Origin of the sequence: Rothia mucilaginosa, from assembly GCF_901875305.1 — a bacterium.
Lineage (GTDB): Bacteria > Actinomycetota > Actinomycetes > Actinomycetales > Micrococcaceae > Rothia.
Genome location: NZ_CABFLY010000004.1, coordinates 21,975 through 47,214, shown reverse-complemented (window position 1 = coordinate 47,214; position 25,240 = coordinate 21,975). Strand labels below are relative to the sequence as shown.

Annotated in this window: 18 protein-coding genes and 1 tRNA gene; 16 read left to right on the top strand and 3 right to left on the bottom strand. The window is 58.3% G+C overall.

What is annotated here, in order from left to right:
* The first annotated feature begins 74 nt into the window (after positions 1 to 74).
* The 4 genes from JX292_RS05755 (at position 75) to JX292_RS05740 (ending at position 3,490) form a co-directional block, all read left to right on the top strand.
* Positions 75 to 1,142, top strand: coding sequence for a choice-of-anchor M domain-containing protein (locus JX292_RS05755; protein ID WP_204862431.1), 1,068 nt, complete (start codon positions 75 to 77; stop codon positions 1,140 to 1,142).
* A complete protein-coding gene (locus JX292_RS05750) occupies positions 1,139 to 2,026 on the top strand; it encodes a metal ABC transporter ATP-binding protein (RefSeq protein ID WP_204862429.1) in 888 nt (295 codons plus the stop codon). The genes JX292_RS05755 and JX292_RS05750 overlap by 4 nt, the downstream gene beginning before the upstream one ends.
* On the top strand, positions 2,023 to 2,877 hold the full coding sequence (locus JX292_RS05745) for an anchored repeat-type ABC transporter permease subunit (RefSeq protein ID WP_204862427.1): 855 nt from the start codon (positions 2,023 to 2,025) through the stop codon (positions 2,875 to 2,877). The genes JX292_RS05750 and JX292_RS05745 overlap by 4 nt, the downstream gene beginning before the upstream one ends.
* A 406-nt stretch (positions 2,878 to 3,283) precedes the next feature.
* Positions 3,284 to 3,490, top strand: coding sequence for a hypothetical protein (locus JX292_RS05740; RefSeq protein WP_239653662.1), 207 nt, complete (start codon positions 3,284 to 3,286; stop codon positions 3,488 to 3,490).
* Positions 3,491 to 3,893: 403 nt separating this feature from the next.
* Here the strand turns inward: JX292_RS05740 and JX292_RS05735 are convergent, their stop codons facing one another.
* Both JX292_RS05735 and JX292_RS05730 read right to left on the bottom strand, forming a co-directional pair.
* Positions 3,894 to 5,222 (bottom strand): CoA-disulfide reductase, encoded by a 1,329-nt coding sequence (locus JX292_RS05735; protein ID WP_239653661.1) that lies wholly within the window; start codon positions 5,220 to 5,222, stop codon positions 3,894 to 3,896.
* A 254-nt stretch (positions 5,223 to 5,476) separates the two neighbouring features.
* A complete protein-coding gene (locus JX292_RS05730; RefSeq protein WP_204862425.1) occupies positions 5,477 to 7,042 on the bottom strand; it encodes an MFS transporter in 1,566 nt (521 codons plus the stop codon).
* 197 nt (positions 7,043 to 7,239) lie between these two features.
* On the opposite strand from JX292_RS05730, the gene JX292_RS05725 reads away from it, so the two are divergent.
* The 5 genes from JX292_RS05725 to JX292_RS05705 all read left to right on the top strand — a co-directional run bounded on the left by JX292_RS05725 (position 7,240) and on the right by JX292_RS05705 (position 13,561).
* Positions 7,240 to 7,824: a TetR/AcrR family transcriptional regulator gene (locus JX292_RS05725; RefSeq protein ID WP_204862423.1), complete on the top strand. Its 585-nt coding sequence runs from the start codon at positions 7,240 to 7,242 to the stop codon at positions 7,822 to 7,824.
* 103 nt (positions 7,825 to 7,927) lie between these two features.
* The gene (locus JX292_RS05720) at positions 7,928 to 8,248 is read left to right on the top strand and encodes a putative quinol monooxygenase (protein WP_204862421.1); all 321 of its coding nucleotides are present in this window, start codon (positions 7,928 to 7,930) and stop codon (positions 8,246 to 8,248) included.
* Positions 8,249 to 8,523: 275 nt separating this feature from the next.
* The gene (locus tag JX292_RS05715) at positions 8,524 to 9,336 is read left to right on the top strand and encodes an NUDIX hydrolase (RefSeq protein WP_204862419.1); all 813 of its coding nucleotides are present in this window, start codon (positions 8,524 to 8,526) and stop codon (positions 9,334 to 9,336) included.
* A 555-nt stretch (positions 9,337 to 9,891) separates the two neighbouring features.
* On the top strand, positions 9,892 to 11,652 hold the full coding sequence (locus JX292_RS05710) for an ATP-binding cassette domain-containing protein (protein ID WP_204862417.1): 1,761 nt from the start codon (positions 9,892 to 9,894) through the stop codon (positions 11,650 to 11,652).
* A gap of 439 nt (positions 11,653 to 12,091) precedes the next feature.
* Positions 12,092 to 13,561, top strand: coding sequence for an ATP-binding protein (locus JX292_RS05705; RefSeq protein WP_204862416.1), 1,470 nt, complete (start codon positions 12,092 to 12,094; stop codon positions 13,559 to 13,561).
* A 137-nt stretch (positions 13,562 to 13,698) separates the two neighbouring features.
* On the opposite strand, the gene JX292_RS05700 is transcribed toward JX292_RS05705, so the two are convergent.
* Positions 13,699 to 14,322 (bottom strand): superoxide dismutase, encoded by a 624-nt coding sequence (locus JX292_RS05700; RefSeq protein WP_049333763.1) that lies wholly within the window; start codon positions 14,320 to 14,322, stop codon positions 13,699 to 13,701.
* A 1,453-nt stretch (positions 14,323 to 15,775) separates the two neighbouring features.
* Between JX292_RS05700 and JX292_RS05695 the strand changes: the two genes are divergently transcribed.
* From JX292_RS05695 to JX292_RS05665, 7 genes are all read left to right on the top strand, one after another.
* Positions 15,776 to 16,324 (top strand): MarR family winged helix-turn-helix transcriptional regulator, encoded by a 549-nt coding sequence (locus tag JX292_RS05695; protein WP_204862414.1) that lies wholly within the window; start codon positions 15,776 to 15,778, stop codon positions 16,322 to 16,324.
* Between the two features lie 559 nt (positions 16,325 to 16,883).
* A complete protein-coding gene (locus tag JX292_RS05690) occupies positions 16,884 to 17,414 on the top strand; it encodes a ferritin (RefSeq protein ID WP_204862404.1) in 531 nt (176 codons plus the stop codon).
* Between the two features lie 264 nt (positions 17,415 to 17,678).
* Positions 17,679 to 19,043 carry a Na+/H+ antiporter NhaA gene (gene nhaA, locus JX292_RS05685; RefSeq protein WP_204862402.1) on the top strand — a complete coding sequence of 455 codons (1,365 nt, stop codon included), beginning with the start codon at positions 17,679 to 17,681 and terminating at the stop codon, positions 19,041 to 19,043.
* 41 nt (positions 19,044 to 19,084) lie between these two features.
* The gene (gene lysX / locus JX292_RS05680; protein WP_204862400.1) at positions 19,085 to 22,537 is read left to right on the top strand and encodes a bifunctional lysylphosphatidylglycerol synthetase/lysine--tRNA ligase LysX; all 3,453 of its coding nucleotides are present in this window, start codon (positions 19,085 to 19,087) and stop codon (positions 22,535 to 22,537) included.
* Between the two features lie 297 nt (positions 22,538 to 22,834).
* Positions 22,835 to 24,397: an alanine/glycine:cation symporter family protein gene (locus tag JX292_RS05675; RefSeq protein ID WP_204862396.1), complete on the top strand. Its 1,563-nt coding sequence runs from the start codon at positions 22,835 to 22,837 to the stop codon at positions 24,395 to 24,397.
* A 206-nt stretch (positions 24,398 to 24,603) separates the two neighbouring features.
* Positions 24,604 to 24,849 (top strand): PLDc N-terminal domain-containing protein, encoded by a 246-nt coding sequence (locus tag JX292_RS05670; protein ID WP_204862395.1) that lies wholly within the window; start codon positions 24,604 to 24,606, stop codon positions 24,847 to 24,849.
* Positions 24,850 to 25,001: 152 nt separating this feature from the next.
* Positions 25,002 to 25,088, top strand: a tRNA-Leu gene (locus JX292_RS05665).
* The last annotated feature ends 152 nt before the right edge of the window (positions 25,089 to 25,240 follow it).

Sequence of the window (25,240 nt, the reverse complement as noted above, 5' to 3'; positions counted from 1 at the left end):
CAAGCTAATATAGCCATATCAGTATATAGATAATCTTTCATACACAGTTTCGGTCATGATTCAAGGAAGTCCTCATGATGAACTCAACCACCCGCTCTTCTCGTAGCCTGTCCGCTCTGGTTCTGGGCGCCAGCCTCATGCTCGCACCCCTGGGTGTGGCCCACGCGGAGACCAGCCCAGCAACCACCGAGAGCACCTCCGCACAGCCGAGCGACAGCAACCTGAGCCGCGGCGAGCGCGCCCTCACCCAGACCCTGTCGGCGGAGCAGCCGGTCGCATCCGGCCGCACCGAAATCTCCGCCGGCCACGTGGATATGGGCCCGCGCTTCAACAACGGCAAGTTTGAGCTCATGCTCCACGACGACCACGGCGAGAGCCCCGTCTGGCGTAGCCTGGACGAGGTCATCTACCGCGGTAGCGATAAGGCGATCCTTGAGGTGCCGAACGACCCGCGCTACTCCTTCGTGGGCGCGCCCGCCGGCTCGAAGGTGTACGTGATTCCGCAGACCGAAACTAAGGGCGTGATTTGGCCCGGTTGGAACACGCAGGATCCGCAGCTGGTGTCCAAACTGAACCGCGGCGTGAACCTGACCCTGGAGCAGGTGAGCGGCCCCGGCACATTCAGCCTGTACCTGGAGAACGGCAACTTCTCGGCACCGCAGGTGCTGTGGTCCTCGACCAAGAGTGAGCCGCAGAAGCTGTGGGTTGAGAAGAACACTCACACCCACGCGAACTGGGTGTTCACCGCCCCCGGTGAGTACCTGTTGAAGATCACCGCGAGCGCCGAGCTCTCTGACGGCTCGACTGTTTCCGATACCCGCTACCTGAAGTTTGCGGTGGGTGATTCTGCGAGCGCCGATACCCTGTACGCGATGGAGGCGCAGGCGCGCGGTTCGGCGGGTTCTGCATCCTCGGGTTCGGCTTCTTCTACTTCTCAGGCATCCGGCGCGCAGGCGTCCGGTTCTTCGTCTGCCGCCGCGGCGAGTGACCAGAGCGGTTTCCGTGCTGAGTTCACGATTTCCTGGGGTGCTATTGCCGCAGGCGTGGCAGCTGTGATTGCCGTGGGCGCGTTCCTTTCGTTCCGTCGCCGCTCCTCCGCGCAGCGTGAGGCACTGGATGAAGTGCGCGGTGACCGTTCGTGAGCGCGTCGGTAACCTCGGGCGCTAAGGCAGCGAGCACTGAGCCCGTCCTCGAAATTTCAAACCTGTACGCCGGCTACGCGCGCCGTTCCATCCTCAAGGATCTGTCCCTGACCTTGGAGCGGGGCGAGTTTGCGGGTCTGATTGGTGCTAATGGCGCCGGTAAGACCACGCTGTTGCGTACCATTTTGGGTCTGATTCGCCCGGCGTCCGGCCAGGTTCGCGTGTTGGGTAAATCGCCCCGCGCGGCGCGTGCGCACATCGGTTACGTGCCGCAGAAGCACCAGTTCCAGTGGGATTTTCCGCTGACCGTCAAGGACACGGTGATGACCGGCCGCGTGCGTGAGATTGGGTTCTTCCGCCGCCCGGCGAAGAAGGACTGGGTGCAGGTTTTTTCGGCGATGGAACGCACCGATGTTCTGCACCTGCAGGACGCCTCCATCGCTGAGCTTTCCGGTGGCCAGCGGCAGAGGGTGCTACTTGCGCGCGCGCTGGCGGCCGGCCCCTCCCTGCTGTTGCTGGACGAGCCGTTCACGGGCGTGGACGCCCCGACTCAGACCACTCTGACCCGCCTGTACCGTGAGTTGGCGGACGAGGGCATCACGATTCTGATGTCCACGCACGACATGCTGGCGGCGCGCGAGTCCTGTTCGCGTCTGTGCGGCGTGCGCGGCAATATTCACCTGGATGGCCCGGCAGCGTCCTTTAGTCTGGAGCAGCTGCATACGTGGTTGCACGGTCACGACATTGAGGAGGCGCAGGGTCACGCCCGCACGGGCTTCACCTGTGCCGGTCGTGCGTTGGATGAGTACGGCCACGAGCTGCCGGATTCCTGCGCTTCTTCCCCCGCCCACGCTGATTCTGTTTCTACCGGGGGTGCCCGTTGATTACTCCTCTCGATTTTATTGCCGACCTGTTCAACCCGTCGCTGGCGTTCCTTCCGCGCGCCCTGGCGGCGGTACTGCTCGCGTCGGTGGTTACCGGTGTGGTGGGTTGCCATGTGCTGATGCGCGGCATGGTCTTCATTGGCGATGCGGTGGCTCACTCGGTGTTCCCGGGTCTTGCGGTGGCGTTCGTGCTGGGCGGCAACCTGATGGTGGGTGGCCTGGCCGCGGGCGTGGTGACGGCTATTCTGGTGGCTATTTTTAGTCAGAATCAGCGGCTGCGTGAGGATTCCGTGATTGGTATTTTCTTTGCGGCATCTTTTGCGTTGGGTATTGTGATTATTTCTTTGGCGCCTGGCTATTCGGGGTCGGTGCAGGATTTCTTGTTCGGCTCAATTGTGGGTGTTTCGAATGAGGACATTACTAATGCCGCGATTATGGGTGCCGTGATCCTACTGGTGTTGTGGCTGTTCCACCGTCAGGTTGTGACGGTCAGCCTGGACCGTGAGAGTGCTCGCGCGATGGGCCTGCCGGTGCTCGCCCTGGATATTGTGCTGTACGTTCTGGTGACCATTTCTGTGGTGCTGGGTTTGCAGACGCTCGGTAATGTGCTGGTGTTGGCGCTTCTGGTGATTCCGGCGTCGGCTGCGCGACTGGCCTGCCGCCGACTGGGGTCGATGATGGTGTTCTCGCCGGTGTTTGGCGGTATCTGTTCGGTGGTCGGCCTGTACCTGTCCTGGGCGTTTAACCTGCCGACCGGTGGCACGATTGTGCTGTCGATGGTGGCGGCTTTCGTGTTGGTGTGGGCGGTGACGGCGATTCGTTCGCGAGCGCGTGCCCAGTTGAAGAATTAAACCCAGCTCAACCCAACTTTTCTTGATTAAACGCACGAGGCGCATCCCCCATTTTTTGGGGGGTGCGCCTCGTGCTTTTCTACAGGTCTTATGTACCTAAATCGAATTACGTTTATGTTTAAAGAACCAAAAGATACACTCCGCGTAATATAAGCGCTTAATTCAACATATCGGGTTTAATGAAAGTACAACCTATCAAATATTCCTTATAGGTTGATACAGGCGGTGATTACTCAGCCACTGTACCCTCATTAGAGCTTCAACGAAGGAGTCATCATGAAGGCGTATGTGTACCACGGCCCCGACCAGAAGGGCGCTTGGGATGAAGTCCCGAACCCCACCATCCTTGAGCCCACGGACGTTATCGCTCGCGTCGATACCACTTAACACCATGTGGATTTCGAACGTGAGCATCAACATGGGTCTGGTCAACTGCAACACTGTCGGTAACCTGCTGAACATGGTCCGCTCGGGTCGCCTGAACGCTAAGGCGATGGCAACCCACCACTTCACTTTCGACCAGTTCGAGGAAGCCTACGACCTGTTCACCCACGCCGCTGAGCACAACGTGGTGAAGGTTGTTATTTCCCGTAACCCCGAGGTTGCGGCATAGACTGCGGTAAGCTCATATACCGCTACCCGAGGTTCCTCGTGGTGTAAAGAATCACCGAGCGAAGGATTTCGGAGGGGATATTTTCAGTATGCTAGAAGTATCTCCATCGTTCGCTCGCCGGGTGGGAGAGGGTAGATTCCACCCGACGAGCGAATTATCCCCCTTAGGGGAGGCATATTCTATAGCGTGATGCGCCCTCTACCAGGCGCTCTGCCGACCCGTTCAGCGGGTTCTTCTATAAGGCAACCTCTACTGCTGGTGGAGGGGCGCATCATTTAGCTCTTCTTGGGTGGGTGGTACCTCCGATTCTGCCTGCCCTCGAAGGGTAAAGAAAAGGGTCGTACGCTTACGGTTCATTGGTGCACCGTAAGCTGCGACCCTTTTCTTGTTTCCCCGCTGGCGTTTAGGCCGAGTGGTGTTCGGGGGTGTCAAGATTGTCTGTATTGTCTGCGGTGGTGTTTTTGTCCGCGGGGTTATTGGTGGTGGAGTTGTTGTCACCAGGCTTTTCGGCGGTGGATTTGGCGGTTTTTTCGGTTTCTGCTCGTTCGGGCTTCGCGTCGTTCTTTTCGTCGGGTTTTGTCTCGGAGGCGTGCGTGCCTTCTGCCTTCCCTCCGGCCTTATGCGCCTCAACCGTCTCAACGTCCGCAGTCTTAGCGTCCTTCGCCTCGGCGGGTTCGGTCTCGTTGCGGGCGCGGCGGCGGAACCGCTTTGCGGGCCGTTCCGGGGCCTCATCTCCGGCCAGCACTACCTGCTCGTTCGGGTTCTTCTGTGCCTGGTCTTTGCGTTCCAGGGAGTAGATGACGCGGGGGTTTAGTTTTTCGAAGCCAATCTTGGAGCGCACCCAGTTTACGAAGCGGTCGATGCGGTCCTCCTCTTCGTACGTCTTGACCACGCGGTAGTTGTGCGGCAGCATCACGCTATCGCTGAGCACGCGCGGGTACTCGTCAATCTCCTGAATACCGGCCATGTACATGTTTTCGCGGAATTGCTGGGCGAACTCCTGCTGGCCGAGGAACAGCTGGTCGGCGTAGGTTTTAGCCGCCAGGCGCTCGCTGTAGGCGTGGGCCGAGTCGCGGGAGTTCTTCTTGGAGCCGTAAATGTCCCAGAAGTAGAAGTACACGTTGTTCGCGATAATGGCCGAGATGACGCGGTTCTGCAGGAAGATGAGGACGCCCACGGCGGCCACACCCAGGACGAGAAGCACAACGGCCAGCGGAGAGAGAGCGTACTCGGTCCATTCGCCACGGTGGTTTGTGAAGAGACCCACCAGGTAGGCGATGGTGACCACGATGATGGGCACGCCGATGAACACCACGGCCAGCGGTACCCAAATGTACAGCAGGGCACGCAGAATCAGGCGGTAGTAGCTAATCGAGTCGCCCATCTGGATGGGGGTGGGTTTGACTGAGGAGTGGGCGCGCTTCATGAGCAGGCTGAAGATGCGGTTGCTGTCGATGCCGACCTTACGCAGTTTCGATTCGAGGGAGGCACGCTTGAGGAAGACCCGGTAGTTCTCTAGGACGACGCGCTGGTCGGAGGTCAGTTCGTCGGTGGGCGGCAGGGTGCTGATTTCCATGCCGGCTTCGTTGAGGAGTTTACTCCACAGCTCCAGTCGTGCCAGTTCGGAGGGTTTTGCTGCCGCCTGCGCCTGGTAGTTTTTATAGGAGATGAAGATGGTGCTGGCACCGATTAGCAGGGTGATGAAGGGTGCTATCCAGTCTTTGAGTCCCATGCGGGCCTTTCTCATTGAACGCGTGTACCGGGGGTCGGTCGCTCATGGTGCCGTGTAAGCACGGCCCGGGCGTTGCCTCGGGTGCAATATCTTCTGGGTTCTACCGTACCACCCGCACCTGTGACCGGCTGGGCCTGGTCTGGGAATCCGCACGCTGGGGTGGCACAGCCGGGTAATGCAGCGCCGCCCGCGCCGGTTTCCGAAGAAGGCCGAGGCGGGCGGCGGACCCATGACGAACGGGTGCAATATGTGGTTTAGTGCTCAGCGGGCTTCATCTCACGGGGTGCCTTGCGAATCATAAGGTAGCTGATAACAGCCATAACACCCATGAGCGCGGCGCTGAACGCGGAGCTAGACACCACGCCGGAGTCGAAGGCGGCGAACGCGGAGGAGAGCAGCTGGTTTGCCTGCTCACCGCCCACGTGGCTTGCAACCGTCACGGCACCGCCGAGGGTTTCGTGGGCGTGGTTGGTGAGAGACTCATCCAGACCGGAGGGTACGACCACGTTCGCGCGGTAGACGGCGGTGAGCATACCACCGATGATGACGGTACCGAGCACCGCACCCATCTCGTAGGAGGTCTCAGAAATCGCAGATGCCGCACCCGCCTTACGCGGCGGTACGCTAGAGAGCATCAGGTCGTTCGAGATGGTCTGGGAAATACCGATACCGGTACCGAGCACGATGAAGATCAGGATAATGACCGCGTCGCTGTGCGCGCCAAGGACAGAGAGCACCGCAAACGCGGCACCATTCAGCAGCAAACCAAAGGACACAATCTGCGCCGGGTGGAAGTGAGGCGCGACGCGCACAATCACCAGGCCAGCGATGATAGTCGCAATGGTGCCGGGAATCATCAGGATACCGGCGTACATGGGTGCCAGGCCTGAGACCAGCTGCAGGTGCTGGGAGACGAAGTAGATGAAGCCGACATCCACCATCATCGAAACGAGGTTTGCGGTAATCGCACCGGTGAACACGGTGTTGCGGAAGAGACGCACATCCAGCATGGGCTGAATATCGTTCTTTTCACGGTTGAGCTGGCGTAGCACGAACAGGGCGATAAAGATCAGGCCCACCAGAATCGAGCCGATAGCGACCGCGTCGAAACCGCTTTCGGAGGTGTGAGTCAGGCCGAAGGTAATGCCGGTCATGCCAACCATAATCAGCAGGATACTCAGCGGGTCCACCGGGCTGGGGTTCGGGTCCTTCGACTCGGGAACTATAATCGGGGCAAGAATCAGCAGAGGAATCAGAATCGGTACTGCCAGCAGGAACACCGAACCCCAATCGAAGTGCTCCAGCAGGAAGCCACCCACAATCGGGCCCAGCGCCGCACCGGCGGAGAAGCCACCTGCCCACACAGCAATAGCGGTTCGGCGCTCGTTCGCATCCACGAAAATGTTGCGAATAATCGACAGGGTTGCCGGCATGAGCATGGCACCGAAAATACCGACCAGGGCACGGGCAACCACAAGCATCAGCGCGGAGGGCGCGAACGCCGCGAGCGCGGAGATGACCGCGAAGCCGGTCGAACCAATGAGCAACAGCTTACGGCGGCCGATGCGGTCACCAATAGTGCCCATAGGCACGAGCAGGGCGGAGAGCACCAGCGGGTAAGAGTCAACAATCCACAGCTGTTCCGCGGAGGAGGGGCTCAACGCTTTAGCGATGGCGGGCACGGCGAAGGCGAGCACCGTGTTGTCGATGGAAACCAGGAGCACCGGAAGCATGAGCACGCCGAGGGCGGCCCAGCGCTTTGCTTTCTGGTCGGGGGCATGGATGGGCAGAGCCGAGGTGTGCGGGTTGTAATCTGTCATGGGTTGTTTTCGTGCGTCTATAAGGTTTCGGTTGATGCAGTGGACGCGGAGGCATCAGCTCGGTCTATCTTTTGGTCTAGTTCTTTTAGTGAGGTTTTGAGGCTTACCCGGAGGTTTCAGATATCCGGGCGGGTCCACAAACGAAGATTAACTATACCAACTGGACGGTATAGTTTCAAACGGTTAGACTGGTACCCATGATCACCCCCAACCACCGCAAACAGCGCGCCAACAACTCCCGCGAGCACATCCTCGACACCTACGTCAACCTACTGATTCACACCGGAGAACGCGCCGCCACCCTCGACGCCGTCGCCACCGCCGCGAAGGTCTCCAAGGGCGGACTGCTCTACCATTTCTCCTCCAAGAAGGCACTGCTTGAGGCACTCGCCGAACGCACCGTCACCCTGGCAGAAGAAGACTTCGACACCATGGCACAGGCACCCGAAGGGGCAAGCGCCTACTACATCAACTCTTCCATCCCGAGTAACAACCCCTTCGACCGTGCCCTCATCGCCCTCAGCCGCCTGGCACAGAATAACAATGAGCTCGCCCAGCGCACCCTGGCCCGTGTACAGGAAGGCTGGCATTCACTCATCCTCGCCGAGCTCGGTGACGAGCACATCGCCCGCGCCGTGCTACTTCTGGGCGACGGCATGTACTACAACGCAGCCTTTGGGGGCGCCACCACCAGCGCGCAGACCGCCGACATACTGACGTCCGACCGCGCGGCGCTGGAACGCGCACTGCAGGTTCTCAAAGCCGCGGTTGCCGCCGGGTAACGGCCCCCGCACGTATGGCCGGCCCAACCAGCGCCCGGGCGCTGACAGGCACCGCGGGTTTAAACTGAAGTGACACATAACCACCCTTAACCAAGGAGTTCCCATGATCTTTATTGCCGTGAAGTTCCCCGTCAAGCCCGAATACGCAGACCAGTGGATTGAGACCACCCGCGCCTTCACCGAGGCTACCCGCGCCGAGGAGGGTAACAAGTTCTTCGAGTGGTCCCGCAGCATCGAGGACCCGAACGAGTTCGTTCTACTCGAAGCTTTCAACGATGATGCCGCCGGCCCGCACGTGAACTCCGAGCACTTCCAGCAGGCCATGAAGGATATGCGTCCGTTGCTGTCAGCAACCCCGAAGATTGTTTCCCGCGTGGTTGAGGGCGAAGGCTGGGACGCCATGGGCGAACTGCAGATTGACTAGTCTGCATACCGACCCCGCAAGCCTGGCTCTGTACTTCATACTGCACAGTTAAGCTCTGCATAGTTAGACTCTGAGGCGCCCCTCCGCACTGTTCTTATGGACAGTCCGGAGGGGCGCTTTCGCGCGTGCCGCACCTGAACTTTTTTCCTTGACATTCTGCAGATGGTGCACGTTTTCCACCCTCACCGCCTCTGAGGCACGTTTTTACTTCACTCACCCCTTAAAATAGGTAGAGTATGCACACCTATCGATACCCATTCGCACAGGAGGCCTGAATGAGCATCGCATCTCAGCCTCTTCCCGGCGTAGCCGCCGTTGAAGAGCACAACGACGTGGACCACTCTTCCGTATCTCTCGCCGTTTCAACCGTGATTCTAGCTTTGCGTCCCAAGGAAAATGAGACCCATCCGACCCTGTGGCTACCGCTGGTTCGCCGCCTCCGCGAGCCTTATAAGGGCCAGTGGGCGTTACCCGGTGGCCCTCTCAAGCCGACTCTCTCCCTGGAGGAGGCGGCTGGCTTTACCCTGAAGCGCGCCACCAATCTGGAGCCCGGCTACCTGGAGCAGCTCTACGCATTTGGTGACGTTCTGCGCGCCCCTGAGGCACGCACGGCCCGTCTGAACGGCGCCCCGGTTCCTTCCCCCACTGCCGATCACGAGCGTGTGGTGTCTGTGGTGTACTGGGCATCGATTCCCGCCACTGAGGTGGCGAACACTCGCGTGCATGAGAACATTCAGTGGTTCCCGGTAGACGAGTTGCCCGAGCTGGCCTTCGATCACAACGAAATTATTGAGTACGCGCTCTACCGCCTGCAGAATAAGGTTGAGTATTCGCGTATTGCGCACTCCTTCCTGGGCGAGGAGTTCACCCTGGCACAGTTGCGTGAGGTGTACGAGGCGATTCTGGGCCGCACCCTGGATCCGGCGAACTTCCGCCGCCAGATTGCGGCGTCAAAGTCGATTATTGACACCGGCCGTCGTGTGGAGGGCACCCGTCACCGCCCGCCGCGCCTGTACCGTTACAACGATGCGCAGGCGTACGCGGATGCGGGCCCGCTGGGCATGTACCGCGAGCGCCACGAGGCGTAAGAACGTTTCGCGCGGCTCACGCGCGGTTTACGCGCAAATTTTAGACTCTCGAAGAGGGGTGGCGCCGGGTGGTGCCGCCCTTCTTTGTGCGCCTTCTTGAATTGCATCTTCCCTTGTCAAGCGGTTCTGCGGGAGGATGCTTGACCCGCCGCCCGCACGTTCCCTACACTGGAGTCCTCAGCTCCCTTTTACTGCCACCTCGTTGCAGAGGTAGCCTGCGGAGCTGAATGCATTGTTTGACCGAAGCCACCCAAGGTGTGACCGGGGTGTTCTTCGGAATCTAGGAGGCATCAAAGAAATGACCCACCGAGCATAAGCCCGGACCCACAGAATTTTCGCGCGCTCACGCAGCTATTTGCGCAGGCATATTTTCCTGCGCATTTCCATTTCTCTGCGTATTTCCATCAACGCGCACGCACCCGGGCACAGGTACATCCACCGTTATGCTCGGGTTTTTTCATGCCCTTTGAAGGCGACTTTCTTCCCATACTCTCCGCAGAGCTATTGCGCCGGCGATTGAGGGAGCCCGAGCACCTACTCGAAGGAATTCGGCTCATGTCACGCCACATTACACTTGACCATATTTCGTATGCGCACCCGAGCGAACCCACACTCTTCAGCGACCTGTCGGCGGTGTTTTCGGCACCTCTGACCGGCCTTATTGGCGATAACGGTTGCGGTAAAACCACCCTCATGAGGTTGATTTTAGGTGAATTGGCCCCGGACTCCGGGTCTGTAGTGGCGCCGGAGCGCATGGCGCACCTGCCGCAGGATTTGGGGCTGGGGCGGGGCCAAACTCTCGCCGAGCTCTGCGGAATCGCCAAGATTCTGCAGGCATTGCAGGCGGTGGAATCCGGCGAGTACTCCCCCAAACTCTACGAGACCATCGGAGATAACTGGGATGTTGAGGAGCGCATCCTCACCACCCTGGCCGCCTACGGGTTCACCCCGGCAACTCAAGTGGACCGCGATAGTCCAGAGGCCATCCGAGCACTCTTCGCCCGCGATATGCGCAGCTTCTCGGGCGGCGAGGCGGTCATCGCCGCGCTTGCCTCGCTCATGGTTTCCGATCCCGAGTTCATTCTGTTGGATGAACCAACCAACAATCTGGACTCTGCGGCGAAGGCTCAGTTTTTCGAAACCCTGGAGGCGTTCCCCTGCCCGGCGCTCATTATTAGCCACGACCGCGACCTGCTGGAGCGCATGCACGTGATTGCGGAGCTTCACGCCGACCGGCAAGGGGTGTCCCACCTGCGTCTCTTCGAGGGTAATTACAGTGCGTACCGGCAGGCGCTGGAGACCGAGCAGCAGGCGGCTCAGCGTCGCGTGAGCGAGGCAAAAAACCGGGTGCGTTCGGCGCATCGCGAGTGGGTGCAGGCACAGGAGATTATCTCGAGGAACATGGCGCACGTGTGGAAGGACGACCAGCCGGATACGATTCTAGACCTGGCAAAGGATGCCTCACGTCAGGCGGCGGCGAAGCTTCGCGGGCTGCGCATCGGCAAGCAGGAGCAAGCCCGGGAGGCATACCAAAGCGCTCAGGATGAGGTCCGCGTTCAGGAGAAAATTTACGTCGAGCTCAGCCAGCGGCCACTGCCGGCGGGGCGCAAGGTGCTGGAGCTTCGCAGGGTTGGCTCTCGCCCTATTGATTCTCGCGGGACTAACCCTCAGCAGGTTTCACGTGAAACATTTACGGTTTGGCAACCTACTGAGGTTGATTCTCTGCATTTTTCGCCCACCGGGGTTGATAGCGAGAACCAGCAGGGAACCCCGGCGGAGCACCCCGAACACCTGATTCTTAGCGGCCCCGAGCACCTGCGCATCACCGGTGCGAACGGTAGTGGCAAGACCACCCTCCTCGAAGCCATCGCCCACGCAAAAGACCCGGAGTACCACTCCCCCGTGCAGCCTGCCTACCGCGTGGATTACTGCATCGAGGAGGCGTACATTCCGCAACGCATTAGCTTGGACCCGAAACTCACCCTCCTACAGTGCGTGCAGCAGTCGAACCCCGGAGTGAGTGAACAGCACCTGCGCGACCAGCTGGCGCGCCTGCTTTTCCGCCGCGAGAGCGTGCACCACAAGACCGGCGAGCTCTCCGGTGGTGAGCGGTTCCGCGCAGCAGTGGCGCAGGTACTTCTGGCGGATCCGGTGCCACAGCTACTCATGCTGGATGAACCAACGAATAACCTCGATATTTCCTCGGTGGATTGGCTGGTGCAGGCGCTCGAAGCCTATACCGGTGCGCTCATCGTGGTGAGCCACGATGAGGACTTCTGCCGCCGCATCCGCATTGACCGCACGCTGGCACTCTAGGGTTCCGCTGTATATCTAAGACAGGAAATAAGTATCCAGAGTGCTATCTAGGACAAAGTTACGTGGCAATCGTGCATGTACTCCTGTGTGAACTTTACATTTTGAGTGACAAGATCCGCTGGAGAGTTACATTTTGTCACTCAAAACCTCCACATTTGTAAGTTTCACATTCCAGTTGTTACATCAGCACGCTTAAAACTACGGGCGCATCCCGATTAAGCCGTTAAAGAGACGGGTGCCCAGCACCTCCACTTCAGGAGGTGCCGGGCACCCTCCATAGCAACAGCCAACATACATTCGCCCAACTTTGCAGACCGCCTCCTATTGACATGACAAATCATCGCCAATAGTGACATCTTTGTCACAAAAATCGCCCTCATTTGTAACTAATATTCCGCATTGAAATCCAAAATGTCACTCCAGGAATTACAATATGCACATGTACACGCCTGAAGAACTAACACAAACGCTCAATGAGCTACGACTTCTAGGCAGGGACAGCCTGACTGTGGAAGTTAAGTCAGCCCACTTGGGTTACCCCTCCTCCATTGCCGAAACTATCTGCAGCTTTGCTAATCGTCCAGACGGAGGCGCGATTATATGCGGCGTGGATGAATCCCAAGATTTCGCTCCAGTAGGTGTCTATGACGTCGAAGACTTACGAGCAAAAATTATTGATGCTGCACAGAATCTCAAACCAAAAATTGCAGTAGAAACCAGTGACATGGTCCTGGATGACCATCGGCTACTTATTGTGTCTGTTCCAGGGTTGCCGGTTCAGGAACGCCCCTGTTTCAAAGGTAATATAGCCTACCAACGGCTTGGGGATGGTGACTATCCGATGGATAGTTACGCACTAAGTCTGATGTACGCCCAACGTCATAAACCACACAATGACCTACAAAGCATTCCTAATACGTCCATTGATGATTTAGACAAGTCCTACACCCAGGGCTTCCTGCACCAGGTACGTCTCTCCTCAGCCCGTTTACACCAAAGCTCTGACCAAGAAATTTTGTATAAACGCAATGTACTAGCGGCAGATAATCATTTAACCTTGGCTGGGTTGTGCGCTCTGGGTGACTACCCTCAGCAGTTTTATTCCGGGGCGAGCGTTATTGGCATAGTATCTACAAGCGGAACAACCCGCAATGATGACCGTTTTCGAAGCGAAGGCCCTATTCCCGCCATGCTTGAAGATACCCTTGCATGGCTTATGCGCAACATTAAGAACCGCACCGTAACAGTTCCCAATGGCGCTGGGCTCATCGATCAGCCAGAAATCCCCCTGGTAGCTCTCCGTGAATTTGTGGCCAACGCACTCGTCCACCGTAGTTACGAACAAGATGCTTCAGGGAAATTTATACAGATCTTTATCAAACGCGGGCGTATTGAAATCATCAGCCCCGGCGGTTTTTGGGGTATCCTGCCGAGTCAGGTAGGCCTCGTGCATCGCCCCGCGGCTGTAAACGAGGCGCTCTATGCTATCTGCCAGAATGTTCGTCTCAGTGACGGTCATCGACTTATCGAGGGCGAAGGCGGCGGTATCCTCGCTGCGCAACAGGCCCTGGTTGATGCTGGATTGCGTAAGGCGCATATTATCGACGAGGGTATACAGGTGCGTGTCATCATCTACCGCTCTGCCGATGACACGCAGCCTACGAGCACAATGGGGGTATCCTCTGCTCCTCAGCATGCTGAGATACCAGAAAATTTGTCCCCCACGGAATCCCAGGTATACGCTGCTTTGACCCGCGGACCAGCTACAGTCGCCGACATTGTGGAAAGCACCCAGTTGACTGCACGGCAGGTGCGGTACGCGATGCCCAAGCTAATCCAACGAGGTTTAGTAGAGCAAAAAGCGCGTTCGGGACGCCGCGGCTCGGTATACCACACGGTAGCCATCTAGAGTCTCACGTTCTCTAACGCGCCACGTGGTTCAGGGCTTAACGAACGGGTGCCCAGCACCTCCACTTCAGGAGGCGCCGGGCACCCGTTTCAGTAATCTCACCGCGGCTACGTCACCGCGCTGGCGAAAACTCTAGATTAGAGGACCAGGCCCTTGGTCTGGGACACTGCGCGCTCGAAGCGAGCCTGAACGTCAGCCCAGTTCACAATGTTCCAGAATGCCTTGACGTAGTCGCCCTTGACGTTCTGGTAGTCCAGGTAGAATGCGTGCTCCCACATGTCCAGCTGCAGAACGGGAATCAGTGCAACGGAGATGTTGCCCTGCTGATCGTAGAGCTGCTCAATGATGAGGCGCTTGCCGACGGTGTCCCATGCGAGGATTGCCCAGCCGGAGCCCTGAATGCTCAGTGCAACGCTGGTGAAGTGCTCGCGGAACTTATCGAAGGAACCGAAGAACTCGTCGATTGCTGCTGCCAGCTCGCCGGTCGGCTTGTCGCCGCCCTCGGGGGACAGGTTGTTCCAGAAGATGGAGTGGTTGGTGTGGCCACCCAGGTTGAATGCCAGGTCCTTGGAGAGCTTGGAGACGTTGCCGTATGCACCGTTCTCGCGCGCCTCTTCCAGCTGCTCGAGAGCTGCGTTAGCGCCTGCAACGTATGCTGCGTGGTGCTTGTCGTGGTGCAGCTCCATGATCTTTGCGGAGATGTGGGGCTCGAGCGCCGCGTAGTCGTAGGGGAGCTCGGGGAGGGTGTACTTTTCAGCCATGGTGTATGCCTTTCATTAGGATTCATGGGCTACTTAACAGGTTACCAGCGTCGCCTTTGCTTTACTTGTAACGATTTTTTGCCGTACCGTCGCCTGATACGCCTCTCCCCCGCCTGTGGATTTCTGTACGCAGGGTTTTCCACCCTACTGTGGAAAACTTGGCCTCCGCGGGTGGTGAAAGGTACTAACACGACCTTTTGCCGCGAAATACCGGGGTATGCATCCTTGTGAATAACAGGGATGTAAGTTCTCCACACTGTGGAAAACTTCTGTGGATAACCTTCTTTTAAGGGGATAGGCAGGGGATTACATTGCACCGAGGCCCCTCGCTCCCAGCCAAAGTATGTGACCTCTCATGACGCCTCTTCACGATTTTTGGGACTGCAGGGTGGAGGCGGTGGATTAAGTGCACAGGGTTATCCACAGCTGTGGAGAAAATCTGTATCCGCGGATTTAAAGGCGAGAAACCTTTCGGTTTAAGAATTTCCCCTCGGTTTTAATGAACATAGAAGCCTGTAATTACAAGAATCTCTCCGCCACACTAAGTTTTTACAGCGCGCCGAACCTTCTACATCAGGAGCGAGAATCACACGCGTGTAAGTTCTCCACACTGTGGAAAACCCCTGTGGATAACTCGATTCCCGAAAAGATCGGAGGAGAGAGCGAGAGAAATATCCTCTCGTCACCCGGGGGCCAAATTCCGGACCATAAATCCCCCATCAGGAACCGTCAGGAACCACAATTTCCGCCAACACCAGCCTTGGGGCACGAAAAGAGGGCAAAAGAAAAGAGCATCCGCAGTGGGATGCTCTTGAGTGAGTGATAGAGATACACGATTAAAAAGATACGGTACGGAATGCAGCCCAACCACGAACTGCATCCGCACCGCACATCCGTCGGTAGAAATACGAGTTGCTCGTACACCGACGACAATCACCGATAAATAGAGAGTCGAACCTATCGAAGCGAGCTTCCGGTCTCGCCTCGGAGGCTTCCTTCGACCCCGTTATGTAACTAGTGTACACGGTTTCATAACGTCTGCAAACCCAAAACCGGGATTTTTTTAAAAAATTTGTTATCGTTTCGTTATTTTTCACTTGGGGCAACTTCTTTGCACTCTCCAGAATTTTCACCAACACCCCTAAAACCCTTGATATTCCGCGGAATTCACCGGGTTAGCCGAAGATGATTTTTGAGTCATTCTCGTTTATACTTGCGGTGGAAATCTTTTAGTAAGTGTCCTGTGTCACTATGCAGTTTACTGTTTTTGCACTAGATGCTCGCAAATCGATAACCGTAGCACCCTTTGAAAAATTAGCACTAAAGTGTCAAGCATTACTTGACCGTACCAATTTCAACCTTGAGCGGTTGTCACTTCGCTACAATGGGTGCCAACCACACCGCATTTCTCTCCCCCGGAGAGTTCCTACCCGATAAAAGAGGAACCGATTCCGTGTCCACACCGACCACACCGCAGCACCCAGACGGCACTGCAGACCATGAGCCTCCGCGCTGGCTCTCCGCCGAAGAACGTGAGGGCTGGCTCTTCATCAGCTCCATCATCTTCAACCTCACCCGCCGCCTCGAGAACCAACTACAGAACGAGGCCGGCATCAGCTTCGTCGAATACATGGTGCTCGCAATGCTCTCCGAGTCAGACGATCTCTCCCTGACCATGACCGAGCTAGCCATCACCACAAATACCCTCCCCGCACGCCTCTCCCGCGTGGTGGCCCGCCTCGAAAAGGACGGCTACGTGCGCCGCTCCCTCAGCACGGAAGATCGCCGCGTCAGTATCTGCCACCTCCTACCGGCCGGCCAAAAGAAGGTACAGGAAGTAGCCCCCGGCCACGTCGCGGAGGTACGCCGCCAGATTTTCGACCACCTTACCCACCGACAGGTCAAACAACTTGCAGAGATCGGCGAAGCCGTCCTGGGCAACACCCCCTCAAACGTCATCTCCATCGACGCCTTAAAACGTGGAGAGTACCCCGAAAGCTAAACGCCACCGGCAGCACATTCGAACAAATACACTCTTCACGACAAAACGAGCACGCCCCTACCGAGCCCGACATCAACAGCCGCTCGGAAGGAGGCGTGCACCTCTTTAACGGTGCGCCCGGTTCAAGCCCGCGCCCTTCAGATACGCCAGAACGAATACCCCACAGTACTACTACGGGGCTCCATGCAGGGTCTCCACACAGAGATTCCACGTAATTTTTATAAATTTTTCTCATCATCGAAGATTTAAGAACGCCCCGCAAAAACCGCTGATAGGGCCTCAGTTTCCCCACATGAATCCAGAAATAGCGGCCCGATGCATCCACCCCATACCCGGCTACGCCCCGCTATACCGCGGAACTGCACCATCCCACCCCACCGCGGCTGAGGGTACACCATGCATCCCGCTAAGGCCGGCGGTGACACACCATCAGGTTCACCTCACGGCCGCCGCCGATTAGCCTATTCTGCCTGCAACAACACCAAAACATCCCATACGATAGATGCCAGCAGATTGCACCGCGCCACCCGGCGCCCACAAGCAAATAAGGAGAAACCCAATGTCCAAGTCTTTCTACGACCTGCTGAGCGAGCAGATCGGCCACGAGTTCGCAGCATCCCACCAGTACCTCTCCATGGCCATCTGGCTCGACGCTGAAGACCTGCCCCAGCTGGCCAAGTTCTTCTACCGCCAGTCCCTCGAAGAGCGCGAGCACGCCCTTATGATGGTTCAGTACAAGCTGGACCGCGGCCACAAGGTCGAAATCCCCGCCGTCCCCGCTGTCAAGAACGACTTCGAAAACGTCCAGGAGATCGTCGACATGTCCCTGGCACAGGAGAAGGTCGTCACCGGCCAGATCGAGGCGCTGTTCTCCGCAGCACGCGCTGAGAACTACGCACTGGGCGAGCAGTTCATCCTCTGGTTCCTGAAGGAACAGGTTGAGGAAGTCGCCACCATGGAAACCCTCGTGACCGTTGTGAAGCGCGCAAACGGCAACCTCTTCGATCTCGAAAACTACGTCGCACGCGAGCTGGCAGACGACCACGGCCAGGAGTCCGGCGCACCCGCCATCGCAGGTGCAGGCGCCTAATCCTCCACAACACGGCCCGTAGCTAAGCCGCCACCTCTCATAGCGTTCCGCTGCCTCCCCATAACCGGGTTGAGACGGCGGAACGCTATACGTTTAAAGAAACACCGAAAGAAACCCACCACACCCATAGGTACCCCGAAGCGTCACCACAACACCGTCCGAGAGCTAAGAGAAAGCACCCCGGTACTCGAATACCACCACAGCCACGGGTACACTTAATGCCTTAGATACCACGGAATCCCGCGGCAGAAAGAGGAGAAGAGCATGACCAACACCCCAGCACACCCGGACACCCTCAGCCGCGGCTCATACAGCAACTCGCGCCGCGTCGCAGACATCCTGCGCGCCGAATCCGTCGGCGGTATCATCCTACTCATCGCCACGGTCCTGGCGGTCGTTCTAGCCAACACCCCCGCATCCACCCTCTACTTCGGAGTGCGTGACACCGTGCTCGGCCCCGACATCCCCGGGTTCAAACACCTGCAGATGAGCGGGGGCACATGGGCCGCAGACGGTCTGCTCGTGGTCTTCTTCTTCCTCACCGGCCTGGAGCTCAAGAAGGAGTTCGTGATTGGCGACCTCAAGTCGCCCTCCACCGCGATTGTACCCATCGCGGCGGCCTTCGGCGGCGTCATCACCCCCGCCATCATCTACACGGCCATCAACTTCGGTAGCCCCACCGCGTTGCACGGTTGGGCAATCCCCACCGCCACCGACATCGCCTTCGCCGTGTCCGTACTCGCCGCCGTTGGTACCTTCCTCCCCTCGGCGATGCGCGTCTTCCTGCTGACCCTGGCGGTGGTCGATGACCTCATCGCAATCTTCATCATCGCAATCTTCTACACGAACAACTTCCACGGCGCGTACCTGCTCATCGCGCTGATTCCCATCGCGCTCTTCACGTTCATCGCCCACCGCGGCGAAACTATGCTTCACCTCAAGCCCCTGGCCGCGTGGCTACTGCTGCTACCACTGGGCATCATCACCTGGGCGCTCTTCCTTGAGTCCGGTATTCACGCAACCATCTCCGGCGTGATTCTGGGATTCTGCGTACCCGTCAAGATGACGGCCCGCTCCAAGGCCGCCCGCGCAGAGCACGGCCTAGCCGAGGTACTCGAGCACCGCTTCCGCCCCCTCTCCACCGGCATTTGCGTTCCCGTCTTCGCGTTCTTCAGCGCCGGCGTGGACCTTGGTGGCTTCGACGGCCTGCACCGCGCGCTCACCGATTCTGTGGCCGTGGGCATCATGCTCGCACTCGTGCTCGGTAAGACCATCGGTATTTTCGGCACCACTTGGCTCGTCACTCGACTCAAGAACGCCAACCTCGACCCCGACGTCGCCTGGATCGATGTGGTCGGCCTGGCCACCACCGGAGGTATCGGCTTCACCGTGTCCCTACTGGTCGCCGAACTGTCCTTCCCGCACGGTTCCCCGCACACCGAAGACGCCAAGATTGCGATTCTCTTCGGCTCCATCCTCGCAGCCATCATCGGATCCCTGATTCTCTCACGCCGCAATAAGCACTACCGCGCCCTGGCCGAGAAGGAAAGCGTCGACGCCGACGACAACGGTATTCCCGACGTCTTCGAGGGCACATACCGCGAGCCGAAGACCGAGCCGAAGGCTTAAACACTCACCCACTACACCCCGATTCCCAGCTGAAGATAACCATGTCTCACCGCATCGAAACCACCGAAAACCGCACTCTCCACAGAGACCGCCACACGGCGGACAGCCCCGCGGAACGTGCGGAATACGTAGCGGAGGGAGGCGGACACCACCGCGCAGGAGGCCTCAGGAGGCAGAAGCTCGCCGCCCCTTCCCGGTATGCGGAAATTTCGGCACGCTGGGTGATCGGGGTGTACTCGTTTGCCGCGATTCTCACCTCGTTCGCGTGGATTCTCTCGCCGTTACGCCACGGCCGCGGGTTTACCTGGTGGGAGGTCATAGCTGACCTGCTCAACATCCCGTCTACGCACACTCTGCCCAGCGCCATCACCCTGATCGTGGTGGTTTCCGGGCTTATCGCTCGTAAGCGTGCCGCTCTCTACGTTGTCGTTGCTTTCCAGATTTTCGGTGCGTTCCTGGCCTCGCACGGTGCTTTCACGTTCCTTTTCCCCGCCGGTATCATGCCCAAGGACCGGCTCTTCTCATCGAGTATCGATACGCTCTCGATTCTGTGCGCGATCCTGCTGGTCCCGTTCCTTGTGACGATTCGCTCGGCGTTCCCCGCGCGTGTGGGACGCCTCTCCTGGGCCGGGGCTTTGGCGACCGCGGTAGGCGGTATCGCACTGACGACTCTCGCTCTGTGGTATCTCTGCCAGGTGGGCTGGTGGCCTGAGTTGCGCCACGTCTCCGCATGGGAATTGCTACTGCACGGGCTGGGTATCGAGCGTATGCATCCGGGCTTGTGGTCCGCCGATGTCGTGGGCTTTATCGCTTCTGTTGGCGATGGTCTCTTCCTTGTGCTGGCCCTCTACCAGTTGGCCCGCGGGTACCGCGCCCCCGACGAATGGGACGGCGAGAAAGAATTGCAGATTCGCGCCCTATTGCAGCACTACGGCACGAACGATTCCCTCTCCTACTTCGCGACTCGCCGCGACAAGCAGGTGATTTTCTCTTCCGATCGCAGGGCGGCTATCACTTACCGCTCGGTGGGTTCTGTGTGCCTGGCTTCCAGCGACCCTGTGGGTGATCCGCGCGCTTGGCAGGACGTCATCGAACGTTGGATGCTGCAGGCCCGTAGCTACGGTTGGGTTCCGGCGGCTCTGAGCGTCAGTGAGGCTGGGGCTCGTGCTTATAGTCGCGCGGGGCTGAGCGTGTTTCAGATGGGTGAGGAGGCGGTGCTCGAGACCGACCGATTCACTCTCAATGACACCTCGATGCTCGCGGTGCGTCAGGCCGTTCAGCGCGTGCGTCGTGGCGGGTACGGCGTGCAGATTCGCCGCTACTCGGAGCTCAACGAGGATCAGAAGCAGCAGGTTCAGCACAATATTGAGGCGTGGCGGCACGGTCGTGTGGAGCGCGGCTTCTCTATGGCCCTGAACCGCGTTAATGATCCGGCGGATCAGTCCACGGTTCTGGTGTCGGCTCACGATGGTGAGGGCCGTATGGTTGCCCTGCTGTCTTTCGTGCCTTGGGGTCCTACCGGGCTCTCTTTGGATGTCATGCGCCGCTCCCCCGAAGCTCCCAACGGGGTGGTGGAGTTTATGGTGGCCTCTCTCATGGAGCAGGCCGCTTCGCTTGGTGCGCGCAGGGTGTCCCTGAATTTCGCGATGTTCGGTCAGGTGTTTGCTGCGGCCGACCGGGTGGGTGCCTCGGCGTGGAATCGTTTTGCTTCCCGGTCTTTGGGTGTGTTGGATCGTTTCTTGCAGTTGCGTCGCCTGTACCGCTTCAATTTGAAGTTTTCTCCGCGTTGGGTGCCTCGGTTTTTGGCGTGTGAGCCGACGCTGGCGCTGGTGAACGTGGCGGTTGCGGCGGGCGTGGCGGAGGGCTTCCTGCCGGACTTGTCTGCTCGACGTTCGCGGGAGGAGCATCGCACGCTGAGCGAGGGCGAGCTGGTTCTTTTGCGCGAGATGCAGCAGGTGCGCGTTGAGGAGCATCCACAGGTGCCGCGGAGCCAGCAGACGCAGCATCGTTTGCGCCATCTGCAGGAGCTACGCGATGCTGGCATGAATCCGTATCCTATCGAGGGTGAGGATGTTGCTGAAACTCGCGGTTGGGGTGGCTCTGCCATAGTGCTCAGCGTGCCTGAGGCCCTCGATATATTCTCTCACCAAAATATTCCAGGAAAAGAATATATAGTTTCAGGCCGTGTCCGCGCTTTACGCGACCATGGCGGAGTTCTCTTTGTCGTGCTTTTCGAGGCAGGTCAAACCCTGCAGGTCATCCTAGAACGCAAGCTCGTTGGCGAGAAGCTCTTGAACCTTGCCTCCCGAGCCCTCGATACCGGTGACCTCATCGAGGTCATCGGCACCTACGGCACGAGCCGCACGGGCACCCTCTCACTCATCGCCTCCGGGTGGCGCATGGCCGCTAAGAGCCTGCATCCCATCCCCTTCGACTCCTTCACCGACCCCGAGGCCCGCCTGCGCCGACGCTCGACCGACCTGATTGTGAATCCTGACCAGATGCGCAACCTGCGCCTACGCACGGCGGTTATCAAGGCCTTGCGCACACGCCTGGATACTGAAGGCTTCCTCGAGGTTGAGACTCCCATCCTGCACACAGTGCATGGCGGGGCGAGCGCACGCCCCTTCCGCACCTATATCAATGCCTACGGCGAGGACCTGACGCTACGTATCGCCCCTGAGCTGTATCTCAAGCGTCTGGTGGTTGGTGGTAGCGGCCCGGTGTACGAGCTGGGCCGGGATTTCCGCAACGAGGGTGCGGATGCAACTCACAACCCGGAGTTCACGGTGTTGGAGGCGTACCGCCCCCATGCCGATTACGTGCAGATGCGTCAGCTGACCGAGCGGCTTATCAAGGATGCCGCGCGGGCTGCGTTCGGTACGGTTCAGTTGCCGCTGGGCCCCAAGTCTTCGTCGGAGCGTGTGCTGACGGATGTTTCGGGTCCCTGGCGTGTGATTTCGGTGTGTGATGCTCTGTCAGAGGCGTTGGGCCGCCGCGTCGACCTGCAGACGGATTTTGAGGAGCTTCTGGCTCTTGCGCAGCGTCACGGGGTGCGCGTCCACGAGGGTATGGGGCCGGGCGCCATCATTGAGGAGCTGTACGGCGAGCTGGTGGAGGCTGTCACCGTGGAGCCGACGTTCTACACGGATTTCCCGGCGGAAACGAGCCCGCTTGCGGCTCCGCATCGTAGTGTGCCGGGTCTGGCGGAGCGCTGGGATTTGGTTATTAATGGCATGGAGATGGGGTGTGCCTATTCGGAGCTGACGGATGCCCTCGTGCAGCGTGAGCGTCTGACGGAACAGTCTCTGAAGGCTGCTGCGGGTGATCCGGAGGCGATGGAGGTGGATGAGGACTTCCTGTATGCCTTGGAGACGGGTATGCCCCCGACTGGTGGTCTGGGCCTGGGGGTGGATCGTCTTGTGATGCTGATAGCTCAGACGCAGATTCGCGGTGTGCTTTCGTTCCCGTTCGTGAAACCGCGGCGTTCGTGAAGTCCCAACGAGGCTAGGGCGCAGTACTGCGTTCCCGCCCCGGTGTGGCCTCTTTGTGGCCCGCCGGGGTGTGAATGTTTAACCCGGCCCTATATTAAGTATTCGTTACATTTTGAGCACTGCCCCGCTTTTAAGTTGCCGAATGAAGCCTGTCACCCCCACAATGAGATGACTAATCATGCGGGTGTGAATCCCGCATCGCGGATTTAATGCCGCATCACCAGCAGAGAAGCCCCTCGTAACCCGCCCTTCGGTGTGAACGTGCGGGCTTTCACGCTTTCTAGATTGGAGTGCCGAGTGGATTTTCTTCTGAATATCATCGGGGACATTAATACGCAGACTGCAGAGCTAACTTCCTTCGTGGATGCTGTGCAGAACTGGATGTGGAGTAATTTCCTCTACTACGCCCTGATTGCGGCGGGTCTGTACATCACGATTCGTACCCGCGGTGTGCAGTGGCGCTCCATCAAGGAAATGGTGCGCGTGCTGGGTGACCCGGTGGCTCGTGAGGCTGACGGTAAGAAGAGCATTTCTTCGTTCCGCGCGTTTACGGTCTCTGCTGCCTCTCGTGTGGGTACCGGTACTGTTGCGGGTGTGGCCTTGGCTATTGCTATGGGTGGCCCGGGTGCTGTGTTCTGGATGTGGGTTATTGCGGCTGTTGGTGCGGCTTCTGCTTTTGCGGAGTCTCTGCTGGGTCAGCTGTATAAGGAGCGCGGTAAGGATTCCTATATTGGTGGTCCCGCGTATTACATGAAGCGTGGTCTGAACGCTCGCTGGATGGGTTATATCTTCGTGGCGTTCATTGTGATTACCTATGCGTTTGTGTTTGTGGCGGTGCAGACGAACGCTGTGGTGGATGCTACTTCGAACTCCTTGGGTATTAATGTGTCGGGTACGAACTCTATGGGCTTCCGCATGGTTGTGGGTGTCATCATGGTGTTGCTGACTGCGGCTATTATTTTCGGTGGTATTCGCGCGATTTCTTCGGTGACTGAGTGGCTGGTTCCGATTATGGCGGTGCTGTATCTGTTGCTGGGTCTTCTAGTGGTTCTACTGAACATTACCGAGGTTCCGAACATGCTGTTGATGATTTTCCAGGGTGCGTTCGGTATTAAGGAGTTTGTGACCGGCGGTACTATGGGTGCCGTGATTTGGGGTATGAAGCGTGGTCTGCTGACGAATGAGGCCGGTATGGGTACCGCTCCGAACGCTGGTGCTACCGCGACGATTTCCCACCCGGCGAAGCAGGGTTATGTGCAGACTCTGGGTGTGTATTTTGACACGATGATGGCGTGTACGGTGACTGCGTTTATTGTGTTGCTGTCGAACCCGACCTATGGCGATAAGTCGCATGGTGCTTCGCTGACTCAGTCGGCGCTGGCTATGCAGCTCGGTGACTGGGCGGTGCACTTCCTGACTATCGCGATTTTCTTGTTTGCGTTCTCGACCGTGATTGGTAACTACTACTACGGCGAGTCGAATATGCGTTTTGTGACTGAGAACAAGGCAATTTTGACGATTTTCCGAGTGCTGGTTTTGGTGTTTGTGTTCTTCGGTGCGATTTCTTCGCTGGATTTGGTGTGGACGACCGCGGATATGCTGAATGCCGGCATGGTTGTGGTGAACCTGACGGCGGTGCTGTTAATGACTCCGAAGGTGGTTGCGGTGCTGAAGAATTACGAGGCGCAGCGTAAGGCTGGTTTGGAGCCGATTTTCAGGGCTTCGGATCTTCCGGAGATTAAGAATCTTGCGGCGTGGGACGGCACGGATGTGGTGACGACTCGTGAGTTCTGGGCTGAGTATGATGCGAAGACGGCTGAGCGTCGCAAGTTGAAGGCTGCTAAAAAGGCTGGCCGCTAGGCTCGTTGGGGTGGTTCACCGGATGTGAGCCGCTGATTGTGAGTTTGTGTGAGGGCTCGTCCCCGTTGAGCGCGGGGGCGGGCCCTTATTCCGTCCTTGTGGGATGGGATGGTGCGATTCGGTGAGTGGGTGTCGGGTGCACCGGTATTCTGGTGGGGTGTGCCGCGCGCAGGCGGGGTACTTTTGAGGCGTTGTGAGGAGAAGTGATGGACTGGAAGCCCGTTGTGGATGTTGTGGTGACCGCGGTTTTCCTGCTGGGTATTGGTTTGGCCCTGTGGGGTCTGTTGACGGTGCATCGTAGCCCGTATTTTTCTGAGGTGCAGAAGCTTAAGTGGCTTCTGTTGGTGTTGTTTCTGCCGTATCTTGGCCCTCTATTGTGGATTCTGCGGGTTCGTACGGAGCGTGCGGAGGCGGCACACCGAGAACTGGAGGCGGCCAAGCGGGCCGAGTAGTGTGATGTTTGGGCTGATGGGGTCTTTCACACCCCGTTAGCGGACCATCCAGCTAATATAGTAACAAAGGTCACAGTGTTTCGATTGGACAGTGCATCACACACCCCGTATAGTTGTATGTGTTGCCTGCGGTAATACGCCGTAAGACACTTGCGCGAGTGGCGGAATAGGCAGACGCGCACGGTTCAGGTCCGTGTGCCCGTGAGGGCGTGGGGGTTCAACTCCCCCCTCGCGCACCAGTGATCCCCGGTTCGAGAGAACCGGGGATTTTTTCATGCGCTAACGGCCCAATCCCCAGATGAGACGAGGGATTCCGGGCTGATTCACCCGTGCATCCCCTAAAATGGAACCGGGTGAGTTCACGCACAGAACACACAGCTAACGCACAGAC